The 13,501-nt window shown below is 58.1% G+C and carries 14 protein-coding genes and 1 riboswitch; of the genes, 8 read left to right on the forward strand and 6 right to left on the reverse strand.

The annotated features are described in order from the left end of the window. Positions 1-8 precede the first annotated feature (8 nt). A complete protein-coding gene (locus FWJ25_RS08250) occupies positions 9-281 on the reverse strand; it encodes a hypothetical protein (RefSeq protein ID WP_149599792.1) in 273 nt (90 codons plus the stop codon). A 546-nt stretch (positions 282-827) separates the two neighbouring features. Here FWJ25_RS08250 and FWJ25_RS08255 point away from each other — a divergent pair. After that, positions 828-1,067 (forward strand): hypothetical protein, encoded by a 240-nt coding sequence (locus FWJ25_RS08255; protein ID WP_149599793.1) that lies wholly within the window; start codon positions 828-830, stop codon positions 1,065-1,067. 19 nt (positions 1,068-1,086) lie between these two features. Here FWJ25_RS08255 and FWJ25_RS08260 read toward each other — a convergent pair whose 3' ends face one another. Then, positions 1,087-1,611, reverse strand: coding sequence for a 3'-5' exonuclease (locus tag FWJ25_RS08260; RefSeq protein ID WP_149599794.1), 525 nt, complete (start codon positions 1,609-1,611; stop codon positions 1,087-1,089). 190 nt (positions 1,612-1,801) lie between these two features. On the opposite strand from FWJ25_RS08260, the gene queC reads away from it, so the two are divergent. Then, positions 1,802-2,467, forward strand: a complete 666-nt coding sequence (gene queC, locus FWJ25_RS08265) for a 7-cyano-7-deazaguanine synthase QueC (protein ID WP_149599795.1) — start codon at positions 1,802-1,804, stop codon at positions 2,465-2,467. Continuing rightward, complete coding sequence (gene queE / locus FWJ25_RS08270; RefSeq protein ID WP_149599796.1) at positions 2,467-3,123, forward strand: 7-carboxy-7-deazaguanine synthase; 657 nt, start codon at positions 2,467-2,469, stop codon at positions 3,121-3,123. The genes queC and queE overlap by 1 nt, the downstream gene beginning before the upstream one ends. Here the strand turns inward: queE and FWJ25_RS08275 are convergent, their stop codons facing one another. The 4 genes from FWJ25_RS08275 to FWJ25_RS08290 form a co-directional block, all read right to left on the reverse strand. Continuing rightward, complete coding sequence (locus FWJ25_RS08275) at positions 3,124-4,194, reverse strand: AraC family transcriptional regulator (RefSeq protein WP_149599797.1); 1,071 nt, start codon at positions 4,192-4,194, stop codon at positions 3,124-3,126. Between the two features lie 138 nt (positions 4,195-4,332). Next, a complete protein-coding gene (locus tag FWJ25_RS08280) occupies positions 4,333-5,220 on the reverse strand; it encodes an alpha/beta fold hydrolase (protein ID WP_149599798.1) in 888 nt (295 codons plus the stop codon). Between the two features lie 132 nt (positions 5,221-5,352). Further along, positions 5,353-7,068, reverse strand: a complete 1,716-nt coding sequence (locus tag FWJ25_RS08285) for an ExeM/NucH family extracellular endonuclease (RefSeq protein WP_246166712.1) — start codon at positions 7,066-7,068, stop codon at positions 5,353-5,355. A 9-nt stretch (positions 7,069-7,077) separates the two neighbouring features. Continuing rightward, complete coding sequence (locus FWJ25_RS08290; protein WP_149600067.1) at positions 7,078-7,980, reverse strand: helix-turn-helix transcriptional regulator; 903 nt, start codon at positions 7,978-7,980, stop codon at positions 7,078-7,080. Positions 7,981-8,259: 279 nt separating this feature from the next. Here FWJ25_RS08290 and FWJ25_RS08295 point away from each other — a divergent pair, with 279 nt between their 5' ends. From FWJ25_RS08295 to FWJ25_RS08315, 5 genes are all read left to right on the forward strand, one after another. Then, complete coding sequence (locus FWJ25_RS08295) at positions 8,260-9,543, forward strand: MFS transporter (protein ID WP_149599799.1); 1,284 nt, start codon at positions 8,260-8,262, stop codon at positions 9,541-9,543. A 160-nt stretch (positions 9,544-9,703) separates the two neighbouring features. After that, a complete protein-coding gene (locus FWJ25_RS08300; RefSeq protein WP_149599800.1) occupies positions 9,704-10,129 on the forward strand; it encodes a MarR family transcriptional regulator in 426 nt (141 codons plus the stop codon). Between the two features lie 3 nt (positions 10,130-10,132). Then, entirely contained in the window at positions 10,133-11,524 is a 1,392-nt protein-coding gene (locus FWJ25_RS08305) for an MDR family MFS transporter (RefSeq protein ID WP_149599801.1), read from the forward strand. Positions 11,525-11,572: 48 nt separating this feature from the next. Further along, positions 11,573-11,764, forward strand: a riboswitch (yybP-ykoY riboswitch). Between the two features lie 7 nt (positions 11,765-11,771). Next, positions 11,772-12,341: a TMEM165/GDT1 family protein gene (locus FWJ25_RS08310; RefSeq protein ID WP_149599802.1), complete on the forward strand. Its 570-nt coding sequence runs from the start codon at positions 11,772-11,774 to the stop codon at positions 12,339-12,341. A gap of 116 nt (positions 12,342-12,457) precedes the next feature. Continuing rightward, a complete protein-coding gene (locus FWJ25_RS08315; protein WP_149599803.1) occupies positions 12,458-13,480 on the forward strand; it encodes a L,D-transpeptidase family protein in 1,023 nt (340 codons plus the stop codon). Positions 13,481-13,501: the final 21 nt, after the last annotated feature.

Below are 13,501 nucleotides of genomic sequence, written 5' to 3' on the forward strand. Positions count from 1 at the left end.
TTTCTGTATCAGGCGACCTGTCGGGCAATCCATGAGTTGTGGCGGGTTGCCAGGGCGCGAACGTAACGAGCCTCGGCACCGTCGAGACCGCTCAACACCCCTTTGAAAATCCAGCCCCGCTCATAGAGACCCAGCACCCGCTGCTCGTCATCCAGATTGACGCGCTGATTCAGTTTCTTGCAGATGGCATCCAGCAGCGGCAGCTTCTCGGGGCGTCTGATCGGACCCTGGCGATGGTTAACCGGCTGGTTTGCTGCCCGTGTTGTCGGATGTCTTTTCATGATGTTCTCCTTGTCGTTTTGCGGCTGCAAAAACAAAACCCCGGTGCCTGAAGCAACCGGGGTCTTGCGGAGAAGCTTGGCCCGGTCGCTGCAATGGCTCCCGGGACTGACCGAAAGCCGTTAGATGTCTTTTTCCATGGCACGCGCAGACTGCCCGCGATGGCAGTTGGTTGCGGTGTTAAAAATGGTCTTTGGAATCATCGGGCTCATCTCGCCTTTGGGATTTCGGTTCAGGGATCAGTGTATAGGCTATCCGCCGGTTTGCAAGAGGCTGATGGCTTCGGCAAACCCGTACAGACGGGCGGCTCCCGGTAACCGATAATCCTCACCGTCACGTGTTTTACGTTGTGCAATCCTCGATACCTGCCGCGCCAGGTATCGGATGGATCTCTCCTTTCTACGCAGCCCAATGGGCTGCGTTTTTTTGCGGTAGTGGAAACTTCGTAGCCACTAATTCGTACAGCTTTTTCCCGGCATTTCGGCAACAATTCGCATGCTAAGGTATAACGCTTTCCAATTGCTATTCAGAGGTTGAAACCGAAGAAAATGTCCGACGAAGCCGGATCCGCACGTTCCAAATTTCGCTCCCATATTGTTATTGAAGTTGCTCTGGTTGCCGCGCTGGTGGCCTACATGGTGTTGGCTCAGGAAAAAGCCGTCGGCGAAGATTTCGCCTTTACGGTCGCTGGTGCCGGATTGATGGCTCTGGTGAGCTACTGGACCCTGCACACCCTTCGCGATGGGCTGGAAGTGATTGTCTCCCGGGTTCGTGGCGTCGGGCACTGAGCGGCCCGATCATCAGGGATCAGGATTGTGGGAGCGTCGCTGAGGGTTCGCCCTGCGGCACAATACGCTCCCAGGTCTTATGGAGAATCAGCGCATCGTTGGCCGCCCGGTGAACGGGAAGGCCCAGTTCGCTGATGACCTGCTGGCGTACGCCGGCCCATTGCCGTACCTGTTGGCTATCCAGCAGCATGGATACGGATTCCAGCTGGAATGCCGGGCGAACGCGGGCTGCCCGGAACAGTCTGTGTAGCCAGAAGCTGTCGAAGGTCCAGGCATCACAGAACACCTGATCCGGCAGTAGGCGGTTCAGGCTTTCAGCTACTTCGCTGACCGCTGAACCTTCCAACGTCAGGGTGTCCCTGGATATGCCATGGATCTGTTCCGCGCTTTCGGACCAATCGCGCCAGAGTACGTGGGGAGAGATCAGCCAGCTGTGGAGTGTGCCGTCCGGCATGCAGATGCCTACCTCAATCGGGTAGCTTGCAATCAGGTCGAGGCTGGATGCCTCAAAGTCGATGAAGGCCGGGCGGATATCAGTTGTCATTGGCAAAGTGTAGTTTATATATCGTTTTTTTTAGTTGAGTGTACCCGTCCGGATGCCGAGACGCGAACCCAACCTTGTTCGTCCACTGTTACAATATGTCCATTCATTGTAAAACCCGGATGACACTGCGCTGCTCCGGGGTGGGCTAGTAAACCAGCCCAGGTTTTAAAACTCTATACGGGGAGCCCGCATGACTGACACTGTCGTCGTAATCTATTCAGGAGGCATGGACTCCTACACGCTGCTGCACCTGGCCCGCGCCCGGGGGCTGAAAGTGCATGCCCTCTCCTTCAACTATGGCCAGCGCCATGTCCGGGAACTGGACTGCGCCCGGTCTGTGTGTGAAACCCACGGTATTCCCCACAAGGTGATTGATATCCGCGCGATGAGTGACGTTATGGATGGCTCGTCTCTGACTTCAGATATTGATGTTCCGGAGGGGCATTATGAGGAAGACAGCATGAAGTCGACCGTGGTACCCAACCGCAACATGATCTTGCTGTCCCTGGCCACCGGCTATGCAGTGACGGTAGGCGCCGGTGAGGTCTGGTACGGAGCGCACGGCGGTGATCATGCCATCTATCCGGATTGTCGCCCGGAGTTTGTTGAAAAGATGGATGCCGTCTGTCGGGTCGCAAACTACGAGCCGGTCGGTATTAAGGCGCCGTTCATGAGGATGGACAAGGGTGAAATCCTTGGCGAAGGTCTGAAATTGGGCCTCGACTACCGTCAGACCTGGACCTGTTACAACGGCCGTGACAAGGCATGCGGTCGCTGCGGTTCGTGCGTTGAACGTCTGGAAGCATTTGCGGCCCATGGAATCACCGATCCGGTGGCCTACGAGGAAACCGCTTGATGTATCGGGTAAAGGAAGCCTTCTATACGCTTCAGGGCGAAGGTGCCCAGGCGGGTCGTGCTGCGGTGTTCTGCCGGTTCAGCAAGTGCAATCTGTGGAATGGCCGGGAAAAGGATCGGGCCGGTGCGGTGTGCAATTTCTGTGATACCGACTTCGTTGGAACCGACGGCCAGAATGGCGGCCAGTTCGAAACAGCTGAAGCACTGGCGGCCCATATTCGCAGCCTGTGGCCGGATGCACCCGGACAGCCGTACGTGGTTTGTACCGGTGGCGAACCGCTGTTGCAGCTGGATGCACCGCTGATCAAGGCGTTCCACGAGCAGGGATTCGAAGTCGGCGTTGAAACCAATGGCACATTGCCCGCACCGGAAGGTATTGACTGGCTGTGTGTCAGCCCCAAAGCGGATGCTGACGTGGTGATTGAACAATGCAGCGAATTGAAACTGGTCTTTCCCCAGTCGCTGGCGCCCCCTGAACGTTTTCAGCACATCCGTGCCCAGCACTATTTCCTGTCGCCCATGGCCTCCCCGTCGGTGCCGGAAGGCGGGCCGGATCCGGTCAAACAAAGCAATACCCGTAAGGCAACGGATTACTGCCTGGCGCATCCCCGTTGGCGTTTGACCCTGCAGATGCACAAGATCATCGGTATCGACTGACTACAGTCGCGCCGTCAGGGAGGAGTGGCGCCCGGGGAACGGCGGTTTCAGCGTTTCAGCACGATACTGGCTGGGGCTTTTCCCGGTCCAGCGCTTGAATGCGCGGGTGAAGTTTGCCGCATCGGCGTAGCCCAGGGTGTCTGCGATCTGGCTGAGGTTCATGCCAGTGTTTTGCAGCAGCTCTCCGGCGCGGTCCAGGCGTACCTGATCAACCAGATTCTGGAAGCTGGCCTCTTCTTCCTGCAGTCGTCGCTTCAGAGTCCGTTCGGACACAAACAATGTGCCGGCCACACGAGCCAGCTTCGGCGGGAACGGATGGCTGGTTTCAATGACCCTTCGTACCCGGCAGGCAAACCCTGCATCCTCGGTCAGCTCTTTCAGGGCATCTTCACATTGTGCTCTGGAGCTGGCCGCAAGCTGGTCGTCTGAGAACCGGATGGGCATGTCCAGCGCGGACAGTGGTATCACCAGGGCGTCTTCGGTCGCGCCGTACTCGACAGGTACCGGGATCTGCTGCCGGAAACGGTGGAAATAGTTGGGCTCGTTGCCACTGCGTAATACCCTGGAGCCAGGCACTGTGGCACCTGTCAGCTGGGCTCCCATCGTGACACATCCGAAGAGCATCGCATCCATGATGAAGCCTTGCAGCGGCCCCAGATCCCTGTCACAGGTCACCCGATACCATGCATGAGCGCCTGTATCGCGACGGGTCACGTGTAGATGGGGCGCGCGCAGGGTCAGGTAACGACTCATCAGCTCCAGGGCTTCGCCAAGTGTGGGGCTGCTCATCACTGCAGTACCGAGGGCGCCGTGAAGGGGTAGCTTAAGCTCCCGGGCGAGCATGATGCCAAGGCCGGGTTCGCCGCTCTCGATAATGGCCCGGGTCACAAACTCACTGGCCTGCGACTGACTGACCCGCAGGTCGGCAGAATTGAGCCGGTTAGGGTCCAGGCCGACCCGGAGCAGAAGATCCCGTTCATCGACACCAATAGTATTCAGCAACTCGGCCAGCAAGTGCAGATAGATGGCCGGCATGCCCAGGTCCTGTGCGGTTGCTATCGAAGCGCGCATCGGGTTTTCCTCGTTATGTGCTGTTCTTTTTATAGGTAAGGGATCGGTAACATGGCTTGATTATGCCTAGTCCGGGCAGTTGCCCCCATGACTTCGCTGACGGGTCAATGGGCCAGACGGGCCAATTGACCCTTAAAATCAGTGGCTGTGGCGGTCGACGAATTCCATTAGCACCCGTGCAGAACGGGCCGGGGTTTCCAGCATCGGTAGATGCCCGACACCCCGGAATACATGAACTTCCGCATGGGGTGTGGCGGATTCGAACCAGTCTACGCAGCGGGTCGGGGTGATGACATCGCGGTCTCCCCATTGCACCTGAAGCGGCGGCGTCTGGTGGCCGAGATAGCGGGCCGGGGCCAGCGCATCGGCCACCATATCGCTGAAAATGTGGCGAAGTGCCTCAGTACGCCCGAGCAGGTCCGGCCCCAGCAGACCTGCCATGGCGATACCGGAAACGGTGGGTTTGCCGTTTCCGACGCTGTTGAACATGCGGTAGACGGCTTTCCAGTTCTGGGGGATGAGTATGCTGTCCCGATCCGATGTGACGGGTATATCCAGATCTGTATCCGGGCGTTCGGGGATGCCGGCACTGTTCAGCAGAGTGACCGAGCGCGGAGGCGTGCCCAACTGGTGGGCGAGAACCGATGCGATAGCGCCTCCCATGGAACTGCCGACAAGATGAAGGTTGTCACCAGGAAACCCGGAGAGCCATTCTGCCAGCCTTCGGCCCTGGCATTCATAGCGGTAACTGGCATCTGCCCGATAATCACTTTCTCCCAGCCCGGGTACATCGGGAACCAGGATGTGCCAGCTCCGGGGCAGGCGTTGCAGCCAGAATGCCCAGTTTTCCTTCATGGCGGCAAAACCGTGGATCAGCACGACTGTGGGAGTGTCTGGTCCCGGAACGCCCCGTTCCAGGAAAATCATCCTGTGTCCGTCAACCATGGCTTCTCTGCGCCGGGCCTGCAGTAACAGGCGTTGCCCGGTTCGTGCTGCCGGCCAGAGGTTCGGTGCTGGAATTCTCATGTTTTGCCCTGTGGTTACTGTGGATGTTATTTATCCAGTGTACCGATGCCGGCAGTGGGGGCGTTGGCCTCCCTGCCACGGAGGCTCCGGCAGGTAAGCAACCGTATACCGGACAGAAGAGATGGCTGTCGGTCAGAGAGCAATATCGATAATGACGGGATTATGGTCAGAGGAACGCCAGGGTGAAGGTTGGTGAGTCGCCGGCGTATCCCGGTAACCCAGGCCCCGCGGTTCGTCTGCGTTGATCAACCAGGACTGTGCATCCAGCACCCGGGGTATCAGCGTCTGCGAGGCCAGGGCGTAGTCGAGGGTGCCCTTCTGCCCTTTGTAACGGTAAGTGTAATGGGGGCAGTGATCTGCACTGCAGGGATGGAATCTGTGCATCATGCTGGTATAGCCGGCCTGCTCAAGCGTCGCGATGGGTGTTTCCCGTGCATAGCTGTTCAGGTCACCGGTGATCAGGGTGCCCGCAAGGTCGCTGTCGTGTGCCAGTGATTCAAGCCATTGGGCGATACCCCGGGCTTCCCGGGTGCGTCGCTTGGCGTAGCATCCTTCGCCCCGGTCTTCATCCGCTCCGCTGGCGCCCCGGCAGGATTTGGATTTCAGATGCGCGGCGACAACCCGGATGGATGCCTTGCCGCCTGGCTTCCGGAATGTCTGGGCGATTGGGGGCCGTCCGCGGGTACTGAATGCCCCTCGGGTCAGCCGTTCAGCCTTGCCTGCCGGAACTGCCCGGTCATTGCGGTAGAAAATAGCGGTACGGATTTCGTCGTTTCCGTCTTTGCCGGGAGTGGCAATCATCCGCCATTGCTGGCCGAGTGCTTCGGCCAGCGCTCTGGCGGCACTGTTTTCTCCATAGCCGTCGTTTTCGAGTTCCGCTACGGCGAGGATGTCCGGATCCGGTGCCAGCAGTGCGTCTACCAGGCGTTGTTGTTGCGCCTGATAGCCTTCCGCTGTCCGGGCGCCCCGGGAGGTTGGAAAGTCGCCGTTGAACAGATTGCCGAGATTCAGGGTTACGACTCGCAGGTGTTCTGCAGCGGGCCGTGCAGGTGCTGGTCGGCGAGGGTTGGTTGCGCGGAACCCGGGTGCCTGAGTGGGCTGAATGCGCCAGGCGTCAAAGCGGTAATCCAGTACTCCCTGTAGCTGATGGACGGAGCTGCCGGCGCGGATCGAGTTATCTCTGCCCAGTCCGCCCACCGGCCAGGGTGTGGGGCTTGGATTCTGCTCACTACGCCCGTCATCCAACAGCACAAGGTTAGCGGTGCTTGTTGTGGTGCCTGGCGTTCGGTATTCGTTCGGGTTGACCAGATCAGACGCCGCCAGGGTCAGTTCTCCGTAACGGGTCAGGTTGTAGCTGTCGACCACGGTCAGGGGGTGATTAAAGATGACCCGCATGTTTTCGTAGCTTTCAGGGTTGCGGGGCCAGGGTAGCGACAGGTGGATGGCCTCAGGCAGGGCTTCTTCTCCACAGACCTCGATCGAGGTGATGTTTGTTAATTCTGTCAGCCCGTGGAACTCTTTGACCTTTCCCTGCACGCGCAGGCGCTCGCCTGAACGCCCCTGCTGTCGTTTGGTATAGACAAACAGGGCTTCGGAGGTATTCGGGTCGGCATCCGTCTGATGGTCGGCCTGCTGCAGGTAGAAGCCGCGAAACTCGCCCTTGCCTCGGGCATCCCGCGTCAGTATTGCCTCGACGGTAACGGTGTCGCCAACGTAACGGGACTGCTCTGAGCGGCCCTGAATGTCAGAGATAGGGGTGCTGGGATCACCACAGGTTTCTGCTGCTGCGACAGAGGTCGCAAGCAGCAGTACAAGAGCCCCGTAGCCAGGGCAATGGCGGATAAGCACTACGGATTATTAACGGAGACCGGCGACGGATTTCAGCGCTCGTTCGCGCTTGCTGCCAAAGCCGAGCTGGTCCGGGTTGGCCAGTTCCAGTTGCTGAACCAGGGGGTCCGGGTGCTGGTTATCAAGGGCAATGCCCAGTCGGGAGAGCACATAGGGTGCTAATGCCGCCCTGGTGTCGATCTCGAGTTGCCCGTTGGTCATGCCGTAATCGCTGGCGATGATTGCCTGCTGAGCTTCAGTCAGACGCGGGTCGGGAGTAACCACCATGGTGACTTCGCGGTTCCAGTCCTCGTCTTGCTGCTGGCTGTGCTTGGCCTTTATGCGCAAGGCTTCCGGGGCGCGTTGGAAACGGCTCAGGGAGAAATCCCGGAATTCCCGGTTGGAGTCACACCAGGCCCGCAGATGCCAGCTGTTGCCGTCACACACCAGGGTGTGGGGTTCCAGAATGCTCTCTACGGCTTCAGGGCGGCTCAGGGAAACATAGCTTGCCCGCAGTTGCCGGCCATGGCGGGTTGCGGTTACCACAGCGCGCATGGTTTCCGGGGAGATGATTCGATCCGGGGAACGAACGACAGTGCTGTCCGACAGGCCGAGGTTGAGAGATTCAAAGGTATGGCTGAGGTTCTGCTGTCGGGCCAGCAGGTCCAGATATTCACTAACCAGACCGCGGGTAACGACCGGGCTGAATGTCTTCGCCGGTACATAACCTTTCAGATGGCGGTCATAGATCAGGTTGCCGGGCGCCAGTTCCCGGAGATAAGTGTTGATGTCCTTGGATGCCTGCTGCCGTCCGATCCCGAAACTGTGGCAAATGTGGTTAGTGGTCAGTCGACCTTCCCACAACGCGATAGTTTCAATCAGGCGATAGCGAAGCAGCAGATCCCAGCGGATGGGCCAGTCCGTTTTCTTCATAACGAGGCGCTCACGGTCCAATGAATAGCTCACCGACCATGTTACCTGCTCTCGCAAGCGGGTTCTGTTACGGCACATTAATAATGTAAAACTCTGTAAAAGCAGGGTGGGCGGGGCTTCAGGGATGGGTTTTAAGAACCCGTCTGCAATTTTCGGAAAGTGCGTAGTAGTGCCTTCTGGCAGCGGCTGCTCTAATACAGGGTCGGCAAAATCCGTCTCTGGATACTATGCTTTCCCCAATGATCTGAACCAGTCCCACCGGGGGACGGAGAACACCTGATGACCCGAATGGTCGCGTCCCTTTCTGCGCTGATTCTCAGCATTATCCTGCTGGTCAGTGGCAACGCCTTCCTGATGACCCTGTTGGGTATCCGTTTGAGCCTTGAGGCTGTCTCGCCGGATAAGATCGGCTGGATTCTGGTCTGCTATTCCGTTGGCTTTGTGCTCGGTACCCTATACGTACACCGGATTATCGGGCGGGTTGGCCACATTCGTGCGTTCGCGGCATTTGCAGCGATTGCGGCTGGTGCAGCGCTTATGTACCCGATGGCTGTTTCCGAAGTGTTCTGGGCGGCGCTTCGGGTCGTGTCGGGTTTCAGTGTTGCCGGCGTGCTGGTGGTGATCGAAAGCTGGTTCTCAAGTCGTGCCACCAACACCAACCGGGGTGCCTTGTTCGCGGTTTACATGGTGGTGTTCTATTTATCTGCCGCTGGTGGCCAACTGTTCGTGAATATTGGCGATCCGGGCAACTTCATGCCTTTTTCCCTGGCCGCCATTCTGCTGCTCCTGGCGCTGGTTCCCCTTTCTCTGACCCGGATGGAAGCGCCGGTGATCGAGCAGGTACAGCGAATCTCCATTTTCACTTTGGGTCGGGAATCGTTTTCCGGTGTTGCCGGCGCAGTGATCTGTGGCGTGATGATTGGTGGTTTCTATGCGCTCGGGCCGGTCTATGCCACGTTAATCGGGCTCGATGTGGCCGAGACTTCCAGCTTTATGGCGACGGCTATTGTGTCGGCCATGGTGCTGGCCTGGCCGCTGGGTTGGCTATGTGATCGTCTTGACCGGCGTCGGGTAATGTTTTCTGTGACTCTGCTGGCCGCAGGAGCTGCCATTGCAGTGGCTCTTCTGGGGGCTGCAAACCTTTGGCTGCTGACCCTGTTTGTGGGTATTTTCACCGGGTTGTCCGCGACGATCTATCCGATTTCGGTAGCGATCACCAATGACCGGATGGAAAGCAATCGCATCGTTGCCGCCAGCGCCACACTGCTGCTGAGTTACGGTGTTGGCAGCGTGATCGGTCCTGTCGCCATGGCCCAACTGATTGACCTGTTGGGTCCCTCGGGGCTGTTCTTTGGAAATGCGGGCTTCCTGCTGGTTTTGGCGGTGATCACCAGTTACCGGATAAGTCACACCGAGGATGTGCCGGTGGAAGAACAGGAGCACTTTATTCCTGCTATGCCTGAAACCTCGCCAGTACTGACTGAAATGGATCCGCGGAACGAGGAATTCAGCGAATCCCCGGAGGTCGAGGAGGCATACGAGGAGCAGCGTCAGGCCAGTTGACGCTGGCCTGCTCTCGGTTTTCCCCAATTATATATTTGCATTCATATCTGTTTTTATCTCAATGGTTAGCATACTATTGGTGCCTTTCCGATAGTAATAGACTCAGGCCGTTTCCCGGATGCTCGGGAAAAAGTTCGGCCCCCTGACGGAGTATTGGACCATGAGAGATCAGTTTCCATTTGCAGTAGCCCGGGTGACCCGCCGTTGGAGAAAGATGCTGGATGAGCGTCTCAAGGACCTTGGTGTGACCCAGGCCCGATGGAGCACGATGGTGTATCTCGAGAAAGGTGGAGAGGGCCTTACCCAACGTGAGCTGGCCTGCCTCATGGCGATCGAGAATCCCACCCTGGTGCGGCTGTTGGACAGTCTGGAGCAGCAAGGGCTGATTGAACGCCGGCCCTGTCCGGATGATCGCCGGGCACGCCGCCTGTTCCTCACCCCGGCTGGCCGGGAGTTTATGGATGACCTGTCCGCGAGGGCAGAAGCCCTGCGCGATGAGCTGCTTGTCGGTGTCAGTGACGAAGATATCGAATGCGCAGTGAAGGTGTTCGAGAAGATCATGGCAAACGCCCAGAAGCAGAAATAAGCCTTGGCGGATAATTCTGTAGAGGGCCTGAGCGCCCGTTACGGTGAACGCTGGCGCTGGCTGGCGGTAACAACCGTTATGCTGGGAACCATGGCAACGGTACTCAGCGCGACGGTCGTTAACGTCGCGCTCCATGACATCATGGAGGAGTTCGGCATCAGCCAGGGCCAGGTGCATTGGCTCGCTACCGGTTTTATTGCAGCCATGACCACCACGATGCTGGCTTCCAGCTGGTTGCTGGACCACTTTGGGGTACGCAAGACCCTGGCTGTGGCAATGTTACTGTTTACCGTGGTTTCTATTGCTGGCGGTTTTGCCCTGACTCCCGGCCAACTCATTGCCGCGCGGATTGGTCAGGGCGCCATGGCCGGGGTGATGCAGCCGATGGGTATGTACCTGGTGTTCAGGATCTTCCCCAGGGAAAAACGTGGCCAGGCAATGGGCATCTACGGCATGGGTGTCATTCTTGCGCCTGCGCTCGGTCCCGTTCTGGGTGGCTTCCTGGTGGATCAGCTGGATTGGCGCTACGTAATGTTTGCACCTGCTCCGGTAACGCTGATCGGTGTTTTCATGGCGCTGCGTTTCCTGCCTCTGCCCCGAACCCGGCCCGCCCCCTACCGTTTTGACATGCCGGGGCTGATTCTGCTCGGCGCTACCCTTGGTGTCTCCCTGGATACCCTCAACCGGTTACAGGACCTGTCGGGGCAGGAATCCAGAGTGATTCTGGGTGGGTTGGTCACATTGGCATTGCTGATTGGCTTTGTGGTGCGTGAGCGCAGGGTCCGGCACCCGCTGATCAACCTGTCTTTGCTTGCCATCCCCTCCTTTTTCTACGCGAATCTGGGTGCTATTGCCCTTGGGCTGGCACTTTACGGCTCAACCTACCTGGTGCCGCTGTTCGTGCAGACGGCGCTGGGGTTCAGCGCCACCGAAGCGGGTATGCTGATGCTGCCTGCAGGGATTGTGCTCGGGATAACGTTCCCGCTGGCGGGTCGCCTGGCAGATAAGCAGAGTGCCAGAGGACTGGTGGTTGCTGGCATGGTGCTGTTCACTCTCTCTGCGGTGCTGTTCGCTGTGTCAGACCTGTCCCTGGCCTTTGTCTGGCTGGCTCTTTGGACAGTGCTCGGGCGCATCGGAATAGGGTTCATGTTGCCGGCCCTGTCGACCGGAGCCCTCAACCCGCTGGCGCCGGAACAGCTGGGCGCCGGTTCAAGCACCATCAACTTCACCCGTCAGCTCGGTGGGGCCTTCGGCGTTAATATTGTTGCCCTGACCATCGAATTCGGGGAGCACAGCGGCGGAATGCCTACCATCGGCGCTTTCCATTCCGCCTGGTGGCTGGTGGCGCTGTTTGTTGCCGTGGCTGCGATTCCGGTCTGGAAAATGCGGGCCTGATTCAGGGCCTGCTTGTCCTCACCGGAGCAATTGGCTATGATTCGGATTCCTTCAGGGGAGTAGCCTCTGCGGCAGGTCATCGACCTGGCCGCGGACGATAGTCAACATACTTGGAGCTCAATCTCCATGGCTATCGTGTTTCAGCCGTTACGTCGGTGGAATTGGCAAGACCTGGGGCAGATCACCTCCAAAGGGCGGAAGGTGCGCTGTCTCATGTCTGATACTGTCCGCCCTGGAGTTGTTGTTCATGGATGCATTTCTCGCTTCGACCTTCGCTGTTGCCATCGCCGAAATCGGTGATAAGACCCAGCTGCTCTCTCTCTTCCTTGTTGCGCGCTACGCCACGCGCATGCCGATCATCCTTGGTATTTTTATTGCGACCGTTCTGAACCATGCTCTCTCTGCCTGGTTAGGCGCCTGGGTTGCTTCGTTCATTCCGGAAGCCTGGCTGCCGTGGATTCTGGCGGTTAGCTTTATTGCCATTGCCCTCTGGTTGCTGATCCCGGACAAGGACGACAGCGAAGACTCGAAATTCCTGGGCATGGGTGCCTTCATGGCCACCACGATCATGTTTTTCCTGGCCGAGATCGGGGACAAGACTCAGGTGGCAACCGTTGTTCTTGCGGCGAAGTTTACCGAAACCTATTGGGTCATCCTTGGTACCACCGTGGGGATGTTGCTGGCTAATGTACCGGTTATCATGGCAGGACGCTGGTTGATGGAGCGGTTGCCCCTGGCGACAGCACGTATCGGGGCCAGTATCCTGTTTATCGTCCTGGCAGTGATTACTGTATGGACAACATTTATGAACTCCTGAGCTTCAAAGCTGTCATTATCGGCTGTGTGAGTGCGGGAGTAAGCGCAGTTAAACGTGTGCGCAGTTAGAGCGCAGCGTGTAGAAAGTAACGTGTAGAGAGTAACGTGGAAAAGTCTATGTCGTTCAGATTGCTATGGGTACTGGCCCTGATCCTTCCTTTGGGGGTTCAGGCCTCACAGGGAACCGATGTAACGCAGGGGGAGACTGACCGCTCTCCCCGGGTGCCAACGTTCGAAATTCACGGTGACCTGGCAGGTGAACTGCGGGCCATGAAAACCCATTACGAAGATACCTTTGCTGCCATTGGCAACCGTATCGCGATGGGCTTTCTGGAGCTGGTCAAGGCGAATCCGGGGATTGACCCATGGCTGCCGGGAGAAGGCACCACGATTACCCTGCCCATGCAGTATGTGATGCCGGATGCGAGGCGTGAAGGCATTGTTATCAATCTGGCTGAGTATCGCCTGTATTACTTCACTGACAACGGTGTGCAGGTATACCCGGTGGGTGTGGGGACTGAAGAAAACCCTTCGCCGCTGACCAAAGCGACGGTCACCATGCCGCTGGAGTCACCGGCGTGGTATCCGCCGGCCAGTATCCGGGCTGAGTATGAGCGATCCGGGGAGTTCCTCCCCAAGATGATTCCTGCGGGCCCGAATAATCCCCTTGGCACCCATGCCCTGTTGTTAAGCGAAAAGGGCTATCTGATCCACGGCACCAACAAGAAATTCGGTGTGGGTATGGCGGTGAGCCATGGTTGTTTTCGCATGTACAACGAAGACATTTCCCGCTTTGTCTATCAGGTTCCCAAAGGGACCCCGGTGCAGGTAGTGCGGGACCCAATCAAGATCGGCTTATCGGGTGGCGAAGTCTGGCTGGAAGTACATAGGCCTGATGATGACTACCCCGCGGAAGACCGTGAGGCTCTGTGGCAGCAGGCATTGCAGGAAGTTGAGGCATTCCGGGCCAGACACCCGGGCATTGAGGTACAGCGCCAGGCGATTGAACTGGCGGTGGACCAGGCTGATGGTATTCCGACCATGGTGGGCGAACAGCTGACCCAGGTGGCGAATGATGAATCCGGAGAAGACAAGGTTCCCGAAGGTAAGGCAGAACCGGAGCAGAAGCTGTACTTCTGATCAGTGGTTTAATCTGATGGC

Source organism: Marinobacter salinexigens, from assembly GCF_008370345.1.
GTDB lineage: Bacteria > Pseudomonadota > Gammaproteobacteria > Pseudomonadales > Oleiphilaceae > Marinobacter > Marinobacter salinexigens.